23 protein-coding genes are annotated in these 15,837 nt (G+C 48.9%); all 23 read right to left on the bottom strand.

The window, feature by feature from the left end; genetic code table 11:
• Nucleotide 1 precedes the first annotated feature (1 nt).
• Nucleotides 2–418 carry a hypothetical protein gene (locus ACKTS9_RS01220; protein WP_205456608.1) on the bottom strand — a complete coding sequence of 139 codons (417 nt, stop codon included), beginning with the start codon at nt 416–418 and terminating at the stop codon, nt 2–4.
• Nucleotides 419–462: 44 nt separating this feature from the next.
• Nucleotides 463–2,754: a hypothetical protein gene (locus tag ACKTS9_RS01215; protein WP_407878476.1), complete on the bottom strand. Its 2,292-nt coding sequence runs from the start codon at nt 2,752–2,754 to the stop codon at nt 463–465.
• Nucleotides 2,755–2,868: 114 nt separating this feature from the next.
• The gene (locus ACKTS9_RS01210) at nt 2,869–3,246 is read right to left on the bottom strand and encodes a hypothetical protein (protein ID WP_407878474.1); all 378 of its coding nucleotides are present in this window, start codon (nt 3,244–3,246) and stop codon (nt 2,869–2,871) included.
• A 100-nt stretch (nt 3,247–3,346) separates the two neighbouring features.
• The gene (locus ACKTS9_RS01205; protein WP_407878471.1) at nt 3,347–3,598 is read right to left on the bottom strand and encodes a hypothetical protein; all 252 of its coding nucleotides are present in this window, start codon (nt 3,596–3,598) and stop codon (nt 3,347–3,349) included.
• Between the two features lie 87 nt (nt 3,599–3,685).
• Nucleotides 3,686–4,123 (bottom strand): hypothetical protein, encoded by a 438-nt coding sequence (locus ACKTS9_RS01200; RefSeq protein WP_407878469.1) that lies wholly within the window; start codon nt 4,121–4,123, stop codon nt 3,686–3,688.
• A 136-nt stretch (nt 4,124–4,259) separates the two neighbouring features.
• Nucleotides 4,260–5,720 (bottom strand): hypothetical protein, encoded by a 1,461-nt coding sequence (locus ACKTS9_RS01195; RefSeq protein WP_407878467.1) that lies wholly within the window; start codon nt 5,718–5,720, stop codon nt 4,260–4,262.
• 29 nt (nt 5,721–5,749) lie between these two features.
• Complete coding sequence (locus tag ACKTS9_RS01190; protein ID WP_407878465.1) at nt 5,750–6,310, bottom strand: hypothetical protein; 561 nt, start codon at nt 6,308–6,310, stop codon at nt 5,750–5,752.
• Between the two features lie 151 nt (nt 6,311–6,461).
• On the bottom strand, nt 6,462–6,725 hold the full coding sequence (locus ACKTS9_RS01185; protein WP_087295357.1) for a hypothetical protein: 264 nt from the start codon (nt 6,723–6,725) through the stop codon (nt 6,462–6,464).
• Nucleotides 6,726–6,821: 96 nt separating this feature from the next.
• Nucleotides 6,822–7,061: a hypothetical protein gene (locus ACKTS9_RS01180; protein WP_087295355.1), complete on the bottom strand. Its 240-nt coding sequence runs from the start codon at nt 7,059–7,061 to the stop codon at nt 6,822–6,824.
• Between the two features lie 17 nt (nt 7,062–7,078).
• Nucleotides 7,079–8,218 (bottom strand): Fic family protein, encoded by a 1,140-nt coding sequence (locus ACKTS9_RS01175; protein ID WP_087295376.1) that lies wholly within the window; start codon nt 8,216–8,218, stop codon nt 7,079–7,081.
• Nucleotides 8,219–8,315: 97 nt separating this feature from the next.
• Nucleotides 8,316–8,651, bottom strand: a complete 336-nt coding sequence (locus ACKTS9_RS01170) for a hypothetical protein (protein ID WP_407878462.1) — start codon at nt 8,649–8,651, stop codon at nt 8,316–8,318.
• Nucleotides 8,648–9,355 carry a hypothetical protein gene (locus tag ACKTS9_RS01165; protein WP_407878460.1) on the bottom strand — a complete coding sequence of 236 codons (708 nt, stop codon included), beginning with the start codon at nt 9,353–9,355 and terminating at the stop codon, nt 8,648–8,650. Before ACKTS9_RS01165 ends, ACKTS9_RS01170 begins: the two co-directional genes overlap by 4 nt.
• 19 nt (nt 9,356–9,374) lie before the next feature.
• Nucleotides 9,375–9,800, bottom strand: coding sequence for a hypothetical protein (locus ACKTS9_RS01160; RefSeq protein ID WP_407878458.1), 426 nt, complete (start codon nt 9,798–9,800; stop codon nt 9,375–9,377).
• Between the two features lie 134 nt (nt 9,801–9,934).
• The gene (locus tag ACKTS9_RS01155) at nt 9,935–11,305 is read right to left on the bottom strand and encodes an HD domain-containing protein (protein WP_407878456.1); all 1,371 of its coding nucleotides are present in this window, start codon (nt 11,303–11,305) and stop codon (nt 9,935–9,937) included.
• A gap of 255 nt (nt 11,306–11,560) precedes the next feature.
• Complete coding sequence (locus tag ACKTS9_RS01150) at nt 11,561–11,842, bottom strand: hypothetical protein (protein WP_407878454.1); 282 nt, start codon at nt 11,840–11,842, stop codon at nt 11,561–11,563.
• Nucleotides 11,843–11,855: 13 nt separating this feature from the next.
• On the bottom strand, nt 11,856–12,728 hold the full coding sequence (locus ACKTS9_RS01145; protein WP_407878452.1) for a hypothetical protein: 873 nt from the start codon (nt 12,726–12,728) through the stop codon (nt 11,856–11,858).
• A 49-nt stretch (nt 12,729–12,777) separates the two neighbouring features.
• On the bottom strand, nt 12,778–13,365 hold the full coding sequence (locus ACKTS9_RS01140; RefSeq protein ID WP_407878450.1) for a hypothetical protein: 588 nt from the start codon (nt 13,363–13,365) through the stop codon (nt 12,778–12,780).
• A gap of 233 nt (nt 13,366–13,598) precedes the next feature.
• Nucleotides 13,599–14,048, bottom strand: a complete 450-nt coding sequence (locus ACKTS9_RS01135; protein WP_407878448.1) for a hypothetical protein — start codon at nt 14,046–14,048, stop codon at nt 13,599–13,601.
• 80 nt (nt 14,049–14,128) lie between these two features.
• Nucleotides 14,129–14,362 carry a hypothetical protein gene (locus ACKTS9_RS01130; protein ID WP_407878446.1) on the bottom strand — a complete coding sequence of 78 codons (234 nt, stop codon included), beginning with the start codon at nt 14,360–14,362 and terminating at the stop codon, nt 14,129–14,131.
• Between the two features lie 53 nt (nt 14,363–14,415).
• Nucleotides 14,416–14,634: a hypothetical protein gene (locus tag ACKTS9_RS01125; RefSeq protein WP_087295338.1), complete on the bottom strand. Its 219-nt coding sequence runs from the start codon at nt 14,632–14,634 to the stop codon at nt 14,416–14,418.
• Nucleotides 14,627–15,271, bottom strand: a complete 645-nt coding sequence (locus ACKTS9_RS01120) for a hypothetical protein (RefSeq protein WP_407878444.1) — start codon at nt 15,269–15,271, stop codon at nt 14,627–14,629. Before ACKTS9_RS01120 ends, ACKTS9_RS01125 begins: the two co-directional genes overlap by 8 nt.
• Nucleotides 15,272–15,289: 18 nt before the next feature.
• Nucleotides 15,290–15,514: a hypothetical protein gene (locus tag ACKTS9_RS01115; RefSeq protein WP_087295334.1), complete on the bottom strand. Its 225-nt coding sequence runs from the start codon at nt 15,512–15,514 to the stop codon at nt 15,290–15,292.
• Nucleotides 15,501–15,791, bottom strand: coding sequence for a hypothetical protein (locus ACKTS9_RS01110; protein ID WP_407878442.1), 291 nt, complete (start codon nt 15,789–15,791; stop codon nt 15,501–15,503). Before ACKTS9_RS01110 ends, ACKTS9_RS01115 begins: the two co-directional genes overlap by 14 nt.
• Nucleotides 15,792–15,837 lie beyond the last annotated feature (46 nt).

The following is a 15,837-nucleotide window of genomic DNA, read 5'->3' as shown; positions in this document are numbered from 1 at the left end:
TTCAGCGCAGCAAAAGCTCGAGGGCTTCACCGCCTATATCGCTATCTCTGCCATCCTTGTTCTTTGCTCTTTTCTTCCGGCATTTTTCCAGAGCTTTGTCGTAGTCATAACCGATAGCTGCCTGGTACTTATCGGCAATTTCCCTGGCCTTTTGGGCGTGGTATTCGTACAACGCACGGTGGAACCCCGTCAGTTCCCATGCATCACAGGTCAGCAGCAAGAGCCTCGAATAATCACGCATCGCATTCACGATTTTGTAGATGTCGCCATAACACGTTAGGATTTTCATGTCACCCTTTTTGATATCTTTGAAGGCAAGGCAAACCTCTTCGGTCGGGAGCAATCCATCCAGTGCCATAGACCGTTCCAGAATTGGCTGGAACGATTCCTGTGGGAAAAGGTGTTCGTTGTCAGGCATTGTTTTTTCCTCCGTTTTTATAAATCATTGCGCGAAATGGGCGGTTATTCGGAAACTTTATTCTGATATGCCTTTGCAAAACGCTTTGCCTGATAGGGTGTCACAGAACGCACACCCTTTTCCAGCTTCCATTCAGACAGCTTCAACGGCCACTCGGGGTCCCTGCAAACAGTAGGGTCTACCGCATCAATTAAAGTCTTTTCCCCCTTTTCCCGGTCGCGGATAAAATCCATCGCTGTTTTGAGGTACTTGATGGCATAGGCATAATCCACTTCTTTACCGCCGATACACCAGCCACCCAGCTTCTTCTGTGTGATGACCCAGCTCAGCCATACAGAATTCATGTAGGTCAGATTGATGTATTCGTCTTCATACAGCTCAAAATTGGAGCGCGGCTGTCGCTCATACGGCACGCCATTTCGACGCCAGTTCTCCTCTTTCTCGACCGACACAAAAACATGGCGACGTCCGGGCTCAGTATGATATTCTACATTGCGAACCTCGGACATATAATCAGGATTTCGGGCAGCTCTGCGTTCAAAGCTGGCCCGGACATCCCTCATAGCGACCCACCCCTGGGTGCCATGCTTCTGTTCGAATTCGGCATATTCTACCGGTTCATCAAATTCCACCAGATTAACCGGGTACAGGGTGCAATCGCTCACGCTGCAATCGTGCGTCCGGTTTGCCTCTCCTCTTCCTCGAGAATTTTCCCACGGCCGGTCGGCCCTTGCCCAGGAATTGCTTCCCCATCCTCTATCATGTTCCGGCACCAGCTTCTGGACAGTCAGGAGCATATCCCCGGCGGTCACGAATGCGTTGCAGCGTTCGATGATTTTGGTAAAGTTGCCGAAACGGCCGTCATCAAGCCAGGTATCCGCCAATGCATAGCGAATGTAAGGACTTTCCTGGTCAAAACGGGTTCCTTCCGGCAACGGCATGAGGTCTGAGTGGTCCACAATACCTTGCAGGATATTGGCGACAAACAGCCGCGATAGGATATCGGACATAGCCTTTTTCTTTTTCGCCCGCTGATTCTCTTTGTAGCGCTTCTTTTCGCTTTCAAATACAAACTCTCGGTCTGACGGCACATCAGTCGTTGCATCAACGACGTTGTTGACAAAATCGTCGTCGATTTTGACATAATTATCATCCGTCCAACCAAGATAAAGATTTTCGCCATTACGAATCAAAATACCGATGGTCCGGCCGTGGTAGTAGTCGTATGCTTTCAGCAGGTTCTGGTACGTGCCATTCTCGCTGTTATCACGTCCCAGCTCTTTTCCGGTGCGGCTCAGTCTTACCAGGACGATACACCGTTGGTTGGGTGCAAAGGTATCCAATGCGATAGGACTGTGTTTCAGAAACTCCTCAAACAGATGCAGGTCTTCCCACTGGATGGTATACAAGGACGCCAGCTTGCCGAGTTCTTCATCCAGAAAGCGCAGTTTCTGGTGAACCACAACCGGTTCACTGACCGGTGCCGGCTTGCCGGTGCGAATGGTTGCAAAGTTGACAGTCTCACCGGCATAGCAGCGAATAGCGAAGATTTGAGAATCGAGCAGGTAAATTTGGTCTTCCAGCTTTTCTTTTTGCGCTTCCATTTCATCCATCTTCTGCCGGAGAATTGCCATTAGTTCCTCTTTGCGAGCTTCCATTTTAGATTTCATGGCCTCGATTTCCGCTCTCATGGCTGCCAGCTCGCCGGATTTTGCACCTCGCACATCTTCCATCTCGTGCTCCAGCGCCTGCATCTCTTTTTCCGTCTTTGTAAGCTGATTCTTTGCCTGGCCGGCGGTGGTGGTCATGTTACCATCAACAGAAATGATGCCAGCAGTAGGGTTATTTGCTTGTGCATCTGGCAGCAGTTGTGCCTTCAGTTCTGCTGGACTGATATCCTCATACGAGCGAGCCGGCAGAAACTCCAGATATTTACCCGGGTCAACGACAAAGAGGCTTGCCTGCGGGTTGCCGATATATATGATGGCATACTCTTCCTGCCATTCAGCAGCTTGCACCTCCTGGCCGAATGTCTGAGCGAAGCCAAACAGCTGTTGAAATTCTTCGATTCTTTTGGCGATATGCCGGGGCCATTTATACCCCGGCGTTTCCGTTTCGGGATGCGATGCCCAACCGCCTTCCATGTCGAAAAGATGGCTGGCTCGCTTTTCTGCTAAAATCATGCTGTGCCTTGCTGACGTCAGCTTTTCCGGGTGATGGGCCTTAATGGCTTCTTCCATCTTACTGCTCACCTTTTTCCCATCATCAAACGATAGTTCACTCAACCACTCATAATAGGAGTCCATATTTTTCGCCTTAACTGTTCCCTGCTTCACTCCATCACGCTCCTCTCTATGTGTTCAATTTTACCCTAATTATACCACATTTTATCATTTTTGTCGAGTTTCATTGACCTTAAAAAGGCGCCGAGGAGAACCCCAGCGCCAAAATCAACTATTTTTGTTTGTATCGGTCCCATTACGCTCCGCATTCTCAGTTCCAACAGTGGCCGACCTCTCGCCGTCCTTCTTTTTCCGGACGTATCGTACGAGAAACCATATGCCCACTACCGCAGCGGCAACCGCAATGTACGGCAGTATGGAGCCAATGATATCAATTATAGCTCCAATAACCACCAAAACGGCAATCACACCACATATGCTCAGACAACCGCCGCAGCCGCCTCCACCGTTGCCTCCGCTGTTTTGGCCGCGATTTAGTTCGTCCATGTACATTTGTTTTGTTTTTTCCTTCTCCTCCAGACGTTGGCGACCACGAATTGTGCGAGGGTCATATGGGTTGTTCGGATTATCGTATGAATTTGACATAAGTTCGCTCCCTTCTCCATTTTCTTCCTATTATACGCCATTTGCCCCACACACAGCAACAAAAGAGCCCTCCACCGTGTAGGTGGAGGGCCGTTTTGTGTCAGATTTTTTTCGCGATTTCCTTCAGGTCGTTCTCGCTCAGCGGATAAATGCCGAATTCACCGACCGCAGCCATTTCCGATTCAATCCAATACGGGTTGGTAGCGTCGGTTCCAAGCTGACCTTGTTTGGTCAAATATATCTTTTCTTCTTTACCACTGTCCCACACGATGACATCTTCATCGTGCAGTTCAACGCCATTCTTGTCAAAATAGCGATATTTGTCGTCCTCAAAAAGGATTTTTGCTTTCATGGCGCCATCTCCCATCTTTTTGTCAGTTATTTTTTAATTATACTTTGTCTTGTAGAGGAGCGCAACCGCGTTCCGTTGTTATAGCCATCATACAAAGCGTATCTGCTTCAGCCGTTCGGTCCGCTTGCTCAGGTCTTGATACGTCTTCCGGCTGTACGCTCGCAGCCTTTGCAACCTCATTTGGGTATCCCGGCTGGGTTCTTCTCGAACAGACTCTGCACTAACGGAAAGCGCATACTCCCGGCCATCGAACGGCAGCAGCCAGTAGCCAAGGATTTTATTCTGTGGACCGGAGCTGGTGACTTCTTCCCCATTCGGGTCACACAGAATTGCTTCTGCATAGGATACTCCCGACGGTACGCCGCAGCAGGTCAGACGTACGGAGAACCCGTCCGGGAATTGTACGGAACGGGAAATCATACTCCCGTTTTTTTGCACATGCTTTTTATTCATGTCCAACGAGAGGTATTCCTGGATTCGCGCAGCGTCACCGTTCGTAAGAATAATACAACGAGTTTTTGCCATTTTTGTCACTCCTTAATTATCGAAATTATGTACTCGATTGATTTAAACAAAGGGAAACACGGATGCCGTGCCGCTTCGTAACTCGACATCCGTGTTTTGTTCTTCTACAAGATATAATGTGCTGTTTTGGCAGGTATCAGCTGTTCGCCTTCACTGCATTTTCCAATGCGGGAACCCAGCGTTCTTGGGCCGGCCGGAGAAGGTTCTTCGGGACACACTCGATGAGCGCAGAGTTTTGAGCCAACGCCATGTCGATAATCCAAAAATCTTCTCCGTTCTGCATCACGTCGATACTCCATTGTCCGCAGAGCCGGATGTCCGGCAGCATAGCTTCGATGTGGACGCATACGGCATCCACATTCTCTTGATACCGCCGCATCAGAGTCTCTTCGTGTGCTTTATACACTACATAGTCATGGATTTTGTGGGGAGAATCCGCATCGTCTTCATGCCCGAAACGCTTTTTCATCGTCTCGGACTCCCAGTAGGGGCTGACGCCGATGACCTTCTGCGCGTCGAAATCGACGAACACCCGATATTCCGTATGCAGGGGCATACCCATATAGATAGTCGGATTGTTTTCCTTATCGGGGATGAATTCACGAACGGCCCATTCGGTTGTTGTGGATACCCCGTATATCGACTTATTGTTCAATGGGGACGCCATCTGGCAGGCCAGGAAGTGGATAAACAGCAGATATTCGCCCAGCTCCTGGACCTCTTTCTCTCCATGAACATGAGCATTGCGAAAATCGAATTTGGATGAATACGTTCCGGTTTTCACAAAATATTCTTTTTGGGTATCCAAGCTAAACGCTTCCTGGCAGTAGCGGTCCAGGACGGCCAACGTGGAAGTGGTCAGCTCGTTGTAGTCGCAGCGGGTCAGCTGAAGGAGCGTTATCGGAACTTCGATGATGGTTGTCGCGGGAACATGAAAGAAATCCTGTTTCATCACCGCATCCACCAGTGCCGGCAGCCAGCGTCCAATCGAATTCGGGTTCATTCGAATCATTTCGTAGGTAACGCCATCCAAATCGAGAATATCCAGTCCCTGCCGGAACATATTGTACAGCCGGCGTCCCTGCGCCGTATTTGGAGCGCGAAGGTATCTGGCATATTCATCAAGCAAAATCTTATATGATTCGCCGGGAATATCGCACTTAGTATACCGACCAGTCAGTTGCGGCCGGATTTCAGGCGGGATTCTTTTCAACTCATCAAGGGTTACGGATGGCAGGCCTTTATCCTTGGGCCGGGCCAACGTATCGCCCTGAGAGACCGTCTTCCCGTCATACCGAAACCAGGGCGTCTGTATCAACAGTTCCCCAACGATACGGTCGATAATTTCTTCGGTTTCCGGGCTGTCGATAGGCGGGTTCTGCCTTGCAGCCATTGCTTGCTGTGCGCTGACCTCAAACAGATTGTCCGAAACTTTTTCCAATGCATGTTTTCGATATGCGGTCTCAAACTGCTCCCGGATACTTGGGTCAGATTTCAGCAGCAGAGCCAATTCGTCTTTGATTGCAGTTTCATGGTTGTTACCAGCAGCAGACAAACGTTTGCCTACCCGCGCAAGGTTTAACAATTTTTCGAACACATCAATCCTCTCCTTTCCAAACAGCTCCTTCAGCGGGTGAAGCCAATAGTCAAATTGCGAAGGTACGTCTCATCCTCATGTCGCCAGCAATATTCCAGGAAAACATCCTGGATTCTGTCGATGTCACGAAGAGCAACCTCGGCCGGAATAAACAAACACAACTCATGCCCAGCCGGGTCAGTATTTTCGCCAAAAATGGGTACACAACAGTTTTCCAACCGGAAATCGGTCGTCATGCTTTCGCACCGTCTCTGGACCAGCAAAGCCGCCAAGTCCATGACGCACTTGTGTACGAGGACATCATCTGCCGAAGTAGGTTTGTCTTCGATGTCCACAGCATCACAGTAGTAGCTTTCATCATGCAGCGCAGTCAGTAGCATACCGGGACGGCCACGGAACGTAACGACATACCGATGGCAGGGGCCGACTTCTTTCTGACACTTCTCATACAGCTCCGCGCACTTGGGCGGAAGTTCTTCCGGTTTGTGGATAATGAAATGCCCATTTTCTCCCGGCATATTGATTTCACCGAGACAGTTGCACCAGTAGAACAACTCATCCTGGTCGTAAATTTTGCTCAGAAATTCCATTTTTCTTCCTCCTATGTACTTTGATTACAAAGAAAAATGCAGATGCCGCATCACTTCCGTGACACGACATCTGCATTTAATCTTTTACAGGAGTATTATACTTTGTTTTTCGGGGCGAGTGGTAGCCAAGTGACTCCAGAATGATGGCGTGTTACTCGTCCAGCAGGTGCTGCAAATGCTCGGGCAACTCGTTGAGATGCAGCTCAGCCAACTCGATACGAACCGTATAGGCATCGACGCCGGAGGTGTCGATGGCAACGACCTCGTATCCCTTGATGATGCTCAGCAACTCCTCTGGAAGCCGCTCGATGTTGTCGGAGAACACATTGGGGTTGCCGTCATCAGGTACACCTTGGCCGCCAATCTCCACGAGTGTTCCCGTGTGCAAGACGGGCAGTAATTCAGCAAAAATCATGTTTATTGCTCCCTTCGTACTTTTCTCAATTATACCACAAAACCGGCCTACAAATCAAAAAAGCCACCCTCAGAGAATTCTGAGAGTGGCCTTGGCTCAAATTCTTGGTCCAAAGAAATGAATCTGTTCTTTCGGCACGCCAATGCGGTTCTGATAGGTCACGCGAGTCATTTCGGTTACGAAATCGCGGTCTTTTTCGGTCGCCTTTGACCACTGGATATTGTATTTGCGGCAGATTTCAAAGAAAGTGTTATACCACAACTCGCTGTTTCTCTGTCCTTCCCAGTATTCCTCCTGAATGTTTTCAGGTGGACGGCCAACAATCTTGCCTGCCATTTTGTATCACCCCCGCATCATGTTTTGAAGCGATATTTCCCCTTTCCCTGTCCAGAAACCGCCTCAATGATATCGGCTTGCAGCAAATTGGAAAGAAACTTGGATGCGCTCGAACTTTTCAGCCCAAGAAGCTCCATGGTTGCGCTTCGACCAAATATCCCACCATCACCGAATTTTTCGAAAAGTCTGTACACATGAACCGTTGTTTTCACGGAAAACTCTTTACCTTTTTCGGAAAGAACTCTTTCAATGTCCACTTTTTGGGCTCCAATGTCTACTTTTGCGGTTCCAATGTCCACTTTTTGCTCTCTAATGTCCACTTTTTCATTTTCCAGCAGCCGGCTTATATGCAGATTACGATTATGAAGTTCGTTCTGCTCATCCAAAAGCAGGTTTCTCAGAAACAGCTCCAGATACTCTGTTGTTTCATGGACGTTTTTTTGCAAATTCGTATAGTTGGCGCGTACGAGCGCGTTCCTGAAATACCAGGCATTCGCTGCAAAAATATCATTCGTTGCCGAAAAGCCCAGTGTGCGAAGATATTTAATGAGAAATACAGCAGTCGTCCTCGTATTGCCTTCGCCGAAAATATGAATCTGCCAAAGGCGTGACACAAAAACTGCAAGGTGGTGGATTATCTCATCCATAGACAATCCTTTGTAACTGAAGTCTTTTTCCTGCGAAAAATCATATTCAAGGGTAGCTTTTAACTCCGAAGCGCTGCCATACATCACAGTCTCGCCATCAAGCACCCACTCTTTTTTGGTGATGTTGTAGTCCCTGATTTTTCCTGCGTGTTTGTAAATTCCCTGGAACAGTTTGCGGTGAATGGAGACATACTCATTCGGCGAAAACGAAAATGCCGTTTCGGAAAGTATCTCTGCAATACGGGAAGATACCTTATCGGCCTCTTCTGTGCGGTCTGCATCGGACCAATGCGTTGGCCGTTCCCTATAATAATCTTCTATGAGACTTTGGGCTTCTTTTATTGTGATTTTGCCTTCAATATTTTGAATAGCGGTGTCAATCAGATATTTAGACGGTTTCAATCCATCCACAGCTTGAAGACCAATCGCCGTACTCCAGGCGTACCCTTTAATCGCTTTGTCCGGTTCAGATTCTCTCAAGTATTCCTCAAACGGGTCTTTATCTGCCATTATTTTGTTCACCAGCCTTTCCCACTATTATACCATATCATGCTTCTGAAACCAAGAAGTCGCCCTCAGAAAAACTCTGAGAGCGACCTTGGCTCAATTATTCGTTGGCCTCAGACAACATTTTTTGGAACAGCTCCTCGTACAGTCTTTTGGCCTCCTTGGGGCTTTTTCCGAAAATATGGTCACAGCAGTTCAGATGTCCATAGCCATCTTTCGAAGTCACAAAAAAGTCTTCGACCCAGCTGCGGCCCGCCTCGTGAGCAATTTTCAGATTTGAAATCCGCTCTTTTCGACAGACGACGCCGAACATTTTGGGGCTGTGGAGATTATCTTTGTGCCGTGTGTCAACCGCAAACCAGTTTTTAATGCAGAATCCCAGTACATAAACCGGCGCATCAGTATCCCATTCGCGGCCATTGCAGAAGAATTTCATTCCGCACTCTCCTTTTTCCCTCGGAGATAATTCAGCATCTGCCGGGGGGTGAAATCGAACTTGTCCATTGTCTCCAAAAGGGCCTCAGCTTTCCAGTCATCGTCCATCGCCCATTCGAATCGGAGCGCAGGGCCAGGCATCGAGAAGGAAAACGCAACCGCGCCCTCCAGCAGAGCCGCGTCATACCAAGCATTCACGTCTTCGGTCGTATACTCTTCCAGAAAGCCCCAGAGAGTATCCTTTGGCGCGTCCTCGTTCTGCCGAAGATAGTATGCCAACCAATCAGCGTCCACCGCTATTGTCTCCACAATGTTGGTGTCGGCTTTAGCATCGTATACCGACCGGTTCACCAGCACATATTTCTCCTTGGGTGTCACATTAACGATGAAGGCCATATTGCCATCCAAAAACTCGAACCGACTCAGGATATTCTCGCCGTCCGTATCCCCAATGCGGTCGTCGCTTTCGGCATCTGTGAGAATCATTTCGACAAAGCCCGTATGTTCATCCTCTCCCGGATAGGCGTTGATTTCGGCCGAGTAGTCGTTTTCGAACTTCACATCGAGCGACAGCAGCTTCTCGTTTCTCTTCAGACCGGATTTTGTGTACAGCTCATCACCAGTCATCCTGGTTTCCCGATGTGCCCGTCGCAACGTCTCCAGCGGCACACGGATGGTCGTCTCAAAAGATTTTTCTTTGCTCATAATTTTTCTCCCCTCTGTTTTAGCGCAAGTCCATTGCCGTGAAAAGTCGTTCGGTGAACTCGGCATATTCCCGTGCATAATGGATAACCTCATCATATCCGCACGAATGCCCACGTTCGTACGCAGCGTTAAAGACGATGTGGGCGACAGGTTCGGTAAACTCGTACTCCGAACGGATATACTCGATGATTTTTTCGCTGATGGCTTTGTTGCAGGCGTTAATTTTTGCCTGGAACGAAGCCAGCTTTCCTTTTCGGGAATTATTTCGGTGCCAGACCTCTTCCTCGTTCCAACGAACGGATTTTTCACGGTCGATGACGGTCCCGGCAGGCAATTCAGGCTCCGAACGGATGAACACTGCACGCTCGGTCCAGATGTTCGCAATTTCCTCTTTCTTTTTTGCGATGAAATCCGTCAGTTCCTCATAAGTTACAGCATAATCCATTGTAAATCTCTCCTTATCTCAGATTTTATGTACGCAAAGAAAAACACGGATGCCATGCCACTTTCGTAACACAACATCCGTGTTTGATTCTTTGATAAGAATATTATATTTGCTTTTCGGGGCAGATGGTAGCCTCAGTCCCCCAGCGACAATCCGCGCAGGCACTGCATTGCCAGCGGAACCAGTTTCCGAGCGAAGTCGCATTGCAACCGACGAACATCAAGTCCGTCACGAGAGCCCATGCCGAAAAGTCCAAACCGCACTCGGTCAAGAGCATCGGCGTCCTCCAGAACGCGGAGGATTTTCTGAGCTGACTCGAGGTCACGTCCAGAAAAACGACGCGCCAGCTCCTGCTCTACGGCCTCTTTCTCGGCACAGTGCAGCTCGATTACGGCCTCAGCAATGGGGCTGACGTCCGTCGCCTCGTTGTGGTAGTATTCCGCACCGGCCCGGCCGTGGTCCAGTTCATCACCATCATGTGTGCGCCCGATATCATGGTACACAGCAGCGGCACAGAGAGCTTCCATCTCCTCCGGGCGAAGTTTTTCATGGGCGCCCAGAACCATACTCAGAAATAGCACCCGAACCGCATGCAGTGCATCATGGGCATTGAGAGAATTATCTGCATCCTCATGCAGTCGGGCGGTCTCATCGCGCCAAAAGGTATACCGTTCCATGAATCCAACTGCCAGCCGCAGAACATCTTCGCTGTCCGCATCCAACAGATACTCAGTGCGAACGTTCTTTACCTTCCCAGGCATAGTGATGATTTCTTCCTCGGCTCCTTCATCTCCGTCTGCCGGGAAATACTCAAGGACATCCTTACGATACAGTTTGCCAATTCGGATTTTAGCGTTTTTCCCCAGCCGAGTTGCAAAGAAATACGCCACATTGATGTCCGGAGTCCAAGACATTGCTTTCTGGTAATCGGTAGAGCCGTCGGCCTCGCCACGGTATACGGTGATGACGGGCTTGTCGCTGTACAGTAATTCCAACCGCTCCTGTGTGGCAGCCTTCTGTTTATCCGACTTACTCTTTCCCAAGGCGTTCAGCACTCGTTTGGAAATGTTTTTACAAAGGAAATTTGAAGTGGCGTACTGAGCCATGAAATTTCCGTAAAACCTTTCAGTTGGGCCCTCAAGGTCAAGCAAATGGTTCATGGCGTCCATACGAATGCCGTCCGGCATTGTCAGAAACAAATGGCCGTATTCGCCTTTTCTGCTGTGCTCTTCCTGTTTATGGATTGCACGAAGCATAGTTTCCTCGTAGTTCTCTTTTCCGCCCAGGGATAACATCTCGCGCCCATAAATGCGGAGGTCCAGATACACGACATTTTTCTTGTCGTAGTATACCGTTCCCACATTCAGGCCACAAACATAATACACATTGTCCCGGGGGATTTGCGGATATTTTTCGGGCCACTCATCGTAGGTATAACCAATGAGATAACCTTTTTTCTCGTAACGGGTCTTGTCGCTTTCAGTGCGAATTGCTGAGAGTGGCAAAAGAGCTTTCTCTGTAATGTAATTTGCGTCGGCAATAATGTCGCCAATGTTATTAAAACAATTTTGGTTCATATTTTTAAAACTGGAGCATTTCGATGTGCAGCAAATGCACAACTTGAGGCTCGTTCCTTTCTTTGATTGACAACTTCGATTTTTCCCTTAATTATACCATATCCTTCATAACAAACCAAGAAGCCGCTCTCAGAAAGATTCTGAAAGCGGCAACAATGACCATATTCTATCCGAAGCTGTTTGTTAGTTTTCGCTTCGAGGGACAAAGCGGTCGTCCTCGATGATTTCCCAACGATACGAGTCGATTCCATCCTGTACACAGGCATATTCTTTGCCGATGGTAGACCAGCGGGAGGCTTCGTCAGCGTCAGCGGGTTCTTCCGAAAGGAAGTTCCCGCCCAACAAGCGGACTGTTGCCTCATATTGAGTTTCCATTTTGGAATGCGCCTCTGCTTCAGTGGCAAAAAGCTCGACCTCCGAAGTGCAGGCAGCATCGCTGTTTTCGAGGTATTTCAGAATAAACATAATTTCCTCCCAATTAAATTTTGTGTTCGCTGTGCGCGACTTCTTCCCGGCGGGCCATCGCCTCACGCAGCGTCAGAAATGCCTCTTTGCCGTACACATATTCTGCGCAACGGCCAAAGTGATTTCTTTCTTCGCCATCGAGCATACGGTCCTCGGTAACAGCCAAAACGAAATCGTCATCAGCGTTAAGAGTGACACCGTACACGGAAGCCTCAAAGATTTCCAATTTCTTCTTTTCGTGAACACGACCGAGCGAGTTTTTTGCCAGCTTGCGGCCAACAACATACACATTGCATCCGATAACATTTGGAACCTGGCTCAACCCATCGCCCTGAAGAACGCCTTCGATGATAACGAAAGTTTCCAGCTCCAGCAACTGGTTGTTTGCGAACTCGGCATAGTCATAAATGCCGGCCTCGCGGTCTGTGTAGTAGCCGCCGGGGATGGCATTGCCATCTTCATCAGATGTGCCATTATCCTCAAGCCCCCGCTCCCGCAGAGCGTTCTCATACACCTTACGCATCACATCCCGCGCATCACAAAGACTCAGAGATACGCCGTGAAGGGTCGGGCAGATTGCTCCGTTTTTGCAGTCCATGGTTGCGCCTACCACATTGTAGACCTTTGCCGGGCCATGGGCCGGAATCTCGATGGCTGACCAGGTAGTGGTATCATCATCGGTGTCATCAACCAGTCTTACCAAATTGATAACGCCCGCATCATGGTCCTTGCGCAGCTCAGCGGTGAATCCGTCTTCTTCCACATCAATGCGATATTCATTTTTTGCATCTTTGAGCATGGCATCCCAGCAAGCGTCAAAGTCGCCGAAGGGGCCTTGCACCGGACGGTCGTTATCGAAGCTGTAAGTGGTTACATAATAATACATAATTACATTCTCCTCTTTCTCAGAAATTTTCATTCATGTTCTGCGGGTTTTAGGTGTGGAATTCGATTTTCACGAGCCAGCGCACTGCCCCATTGCGTTTCGCCATGCGACGTTCCTCTTCAGCCAGCTTTCGGTCAATCTCATCAACGGCCTTTCTTGCGTTTTCAATGCGCTCCAGCTTAGATGCCGGGCGTAATTCAGCGCCACAGACCGGGCACCGGTTTGGCGCAGACCTTCCCTTCAGCATGGCAGCACGGTTCATTTTGGAACCGCAGTTCTTGCATCCGACATACCCAGAACTGATGGTGGAAATATAGAGCTCTCCATTCAGTGTGGCAAAACGCCCGTACGCCTTACGACGTCGGTCCAGAAGCGCGATGTATGCCCGAGTTGGATTGTGACGGTCCGCCTCCAGATACCGAACAGCTAAGCAGTCGTACCAGCCTTTGTCGTGCCTATTGAGGAACTCCTCCGCATCATCGCGGCTCGGCAATGGCTTGGCATCAAGCCATCGGATTTCGTTAAGATGCCCGCCTTCCTGCCAGGCCTCGTGCTGGACATAGTTGGCTAAGTCTCTAAAGACCTTTTTCTGGTCAACATTTTCCGGATAATCATAATGTTGAATATTATGACCCATGGTTTTCTCTCCTTTTTGATGGTAGTATGTACGAAATATTTCATCAGTGCCATTAAGCACTGTTGCCGGGAGGAATTCCTGACCCGGGAATCTATGTAAACAAAGAAAATGCGGATACCGCATCACTTCCGTGACACAGTATCCGCATTCAATTCTTTGATAAAAATATTATAGGGCACTTTTCGGGGAAAGCGTTAGCTTTTCCGGCTTTCAGCCATCAGATGGGCTTCACCTTATTCCTGGTGGCTTATGCGCAGTTTGGCCTGTGTTTCAGAACGGAAGAAACATCTTCCCAGCGCCGAACCAACAAATTCGTCGAAATCGTCACTGTCCGGGAACTCAGCGGAGAAACTGTACAGTTTTCCGTCTTTATACTGAACTGTACAGACAACTGCTCGTTCAATTCCACCGGTATCTTCATCGGTATACCAAAGTGTGTCGCCGGGAGACAGCATGCTATTTGCCAGTTCCCGTTCGGCCACCCATTTTTCTGCGATGGCAAGCATCAGCTCATTGGTTGCATTGATGACCCCGAAGCCAGGATTTTGAATTCCGTATTCGTCGATTGCCTTACGGAAAATTCCACCGAAGTCGTTATTTCCAACCGCCCCGGTTTCTTTCAGCATTTTGTAGCCTTTATAGGCCATCATCAGGTCCTTTTCTGAAAGGTCGCTGAATTTCATAGTTCTCTCCTTTTCATTCTTGTTTGTGCTTCCACGGTGGTAACACCATGGAAGTACATCAAGTTTCAATACCTCAGCCGTTAAGGATACGCCTTTGCAAGCATTTGATTTCGAATGTCCATAGCCTGTTTGGCGGCCTTTTCAGCATTTTTTTTGTATTTGAAAGAACACAGGGTATGCCCATACTGGACTTCGTTACCTTGGGTTCGCTTGCAAACAGCATCGTATCCGGTGGCCGTTTTTACAACGGCCGCTTCCCATTCAGGGCTTACTCCAACAAACTGTCGCACAGTTTCTTTGGTTTTGTTTTTCATTATGTCCCCTCCAGTCTTCCTTTCATTTATTCACGCGGATGCCGTAGTAGGTGTTACCCAGCCCGGTAGGCTTCATCCAGATATACCCGCCGTCTATCCGGTCGAATAAAAGCTCGACCGCCGGGGGTGTACTGGATTTTGTATTTGCGTACCTTATGTTCTGTCTCCTCCCCCATAACGAGAAAGCGGGCCAGAAGATGGTCGTTATCGTCCGGGATAGGCCGGATTTCGTATCCGGCCAGGCCAAGAGAATAGTAGTATTTATCAGCCATTTTTCTGCCCCTTTTCTGCACCCGGTCGGTACACCATATAGTGATTCCGTGTGATACCGCAACCCTGGTTCGGGTCGGAATCGGTCATGAATCCCCAATTCTGGGCAATGTCGGAAATGTCGTCGCCCTTTTCAGCAGGCAATTTCTTGCGGCTGAGGAGAAGCGGCATGGTCCCGACAAACATACACTTGGGTACAACCTTTTTTGCGTTCTGACCGCCCAGAGCCTTAACAGACACCTTCTCAGCCGACGGGCAAGCCATCTGCATGGAGAAAAAGTAGTCGATTCCATCGTTGCGGAGGATGTCCTCAAGCCCTTCAAATTCCCCGTTGTTAAAATTGCGTTCGCGGATAAGTTGCGCATAGCGCGCGGCTTCATCCGAGTGCCCGCTCAAAGGAGCAGACGCATCATCAGCCATATTCAACATGGCACCGTAAATGGCATAGATATCCAGTTCAACCAGGGATTTCTCCGCTCCAATCGGGGTGCTGAGCCTGCCGTACCAATCTGTCTCAGAATAGCGCAGCGGATTTTGCAGGCGTGCGGCTTTTGCGAAGCAGTTCGACAGATACAGAAAGCCTTTGCCGCCTCTCGTGTTCATGCCATTGTCGGCATATGTAAAATCAAAACAACCCATAATTTTCACCTCTTTTTGTCAGTTAGTCCCCAGCCGCTGAATCACGGCGAGAGACGCTTTGTTTTGCCCGGACAGGATATCCAAGATGCACTTTTCTGCTTTTACCGTCATTCGGGTCCGCAGCCGCAGCATATCCTCCGTCCGGCCACCTGCCATAGCGACAAGATGACCGTGATACAGAATGCGGCACACAAGACCATCCGGTCGGTCAAAAAAACGAATTTGAAAATCATCGCGGGTCACAGGCATCTCCTCCTCGTTTGATAGCATCGACGCGAATCAAACCGCGCACGTAGTTCATGTTGGTAAACAAATTAGCGCAGCTAACGTCCAGCCGGTCGAGAAAATTCTTTACGCCATCGCTGTTCTTTTCGATGACGCTCAGTTTTTCTTCTCGTTCTTGGGTCAACGGCCAATCAAAACAGCCATTATTAACGCGCTTTTGGCCTTTCTTGTCCAGGTAAATGACACCGGCCCAACCAGCAGTTTTATGACGAACAAAATTGATGATTTCACTCATCTCTTACACTCCTTTTTCTGATTTTGGTATGTACGAAATATTTTCT

It is taken from the genome of Owariibacterium komagatae, from assembly GCF_045865535.1.
Lineage (GTDB): Bacteria > Bacillota > Clostridia > Oscillospirales > Ruminococcaceae > Ruthenibacterium > Ruthenibacterium komagatae.
The sequence above is the reverse complement of the archived record's forward strand: the minus strand, read 5'-3'. Positions and strand labels throughout refer to the sequence as shown.

Coding starts and splice junctions, on each gene's coding strand:
- ACKTS9_RS01175 (WP_087295376.1), bottom strand. CDS start 8,218: ATGGCAGATAAAGACCCGTTTGAGGAATACTTGAGAGAATCTGAACCG.
- ACKTS9_RS01220 (WP_205456608.1), bottom strand. CDS start 418: ATGCCTGACAACGAACACCTTTTCCCACAGGAATCGTTCCAGCCAATT.
- ACKTS9_RS01145 (WP_407878452.1), bottom strand. CDS start 12,728: ATGTATTATTATGTAACCACTTACAGCTTCGATAACGACCGTCCGGTG.
- ACKTS9_RS01180 (WP_087295355.1), bottom strand. CDS start 7,061: ATGGCAGGCAAGATTGTTGGCCGTCCACCTGAAAACATTCAGGAGGAA.
- ACKTS9_RS01160 (WP_407878458.1), bottom strand. CDS start 9,800: ATGGATTATGCTGTAACTTATGAGGAACTGACGGATTTCATCGCAAAA.
- ACKTS9_RS01205 (WP_407878471.1), bottom strand. CDS start 3,598: ATGAAAGCAAAAATCCTTTTTGAGGACGACAAATATCGCTATTTTGAC.
- ACKTS9_RS01110 (WP_407878442.1), bottom strand. CDS start 15,791: ATGAGTGAAATCATCAATTTTGTTCGTCATAAAACTGCTGGTTGGGCC.
- ACKTS9_RS01125 (WP_087295338.1), bottom strand. CDS start 14,634: ATGGCTGATAAATACTACTATTCTCTTGGCCTGGCCGGATACGAAATC.
- ACKTS9_RS01135 (WP_407878448.1), bottom strand. CDS start 14,048: ATGAAATTCAGCGACCTTTCAGAAAAGGACCTGATGATGGCCTATAAA.
- ACKTS9_RS01140 (WP_407878450.1), bottom strand. CDS start 13,365: ATGGGTCATAATATTCAACATTATGATTATCCGGAAAATGTTGACCAG.
- ACKTS9_RS01150 (WP_407878454.1), bottom strand. CDS start 11,842: ATGTTTATTCTGAAATACCTCGAAAACAGCGATGCTGCCTGCACTTCG.
- ACKTS9_RS01200 (WP_407878469.1), bottom strand. CDS start 4,123: ATGGCAAAAACTCGTTGTATTATTCTTACGAACGGTGACGCTGCGCGA.
- ACKTS9_RS01120 (WP_407878444.1), bottom strand. CDS start 15,271: ATGGGTTGTTTTGATTTTACATATGCCGACAATGGCATGAACACGAGA.
- ACKTS9_RS01130 (WP_407878446.1), bottom strand. CDS start 14,362: ATGAAAAACAAAACCAAAGAAACTGTGCGACAGTTTGTTGGAGTAAGC.
- ACKTS9_RS01190 (WP_407878465.1), bottom strand. CDS start 6,310: ATGGAATTTCTGAGCAAAATTTACGACCAGGATGAGTTGTTCTACTGG.
- ACKTS9_RS01170 (WP_407878462.1), bottom strand. CDS start 8,651: ATGAAATTCTTCTGCAATGGCCGCGAATGGGATACTGATGCGCCGGTT.
- ACKTS9_RS01210 (WP_407878474.1), bottom strand. CDS start 3,246: ATGTCAAATTCATACGATAATCCGAACAACCCATATGACCCTCGCACA.
- ACKTS9_RS01165 (WP_407878460.1), bottom strand. CDS start 9,355: ATGAGCAAAGAAAAATCTTTTGAGACGACCATCCGTGTGCCGCTGGAG.
- ACKTS9_RS01185 (WP_087295357.1), bottom strand. CDS start 6,725: ATGATTTTTGCTGAATTACTGCCCGTCTTGCACACGGGAACACTCGTG.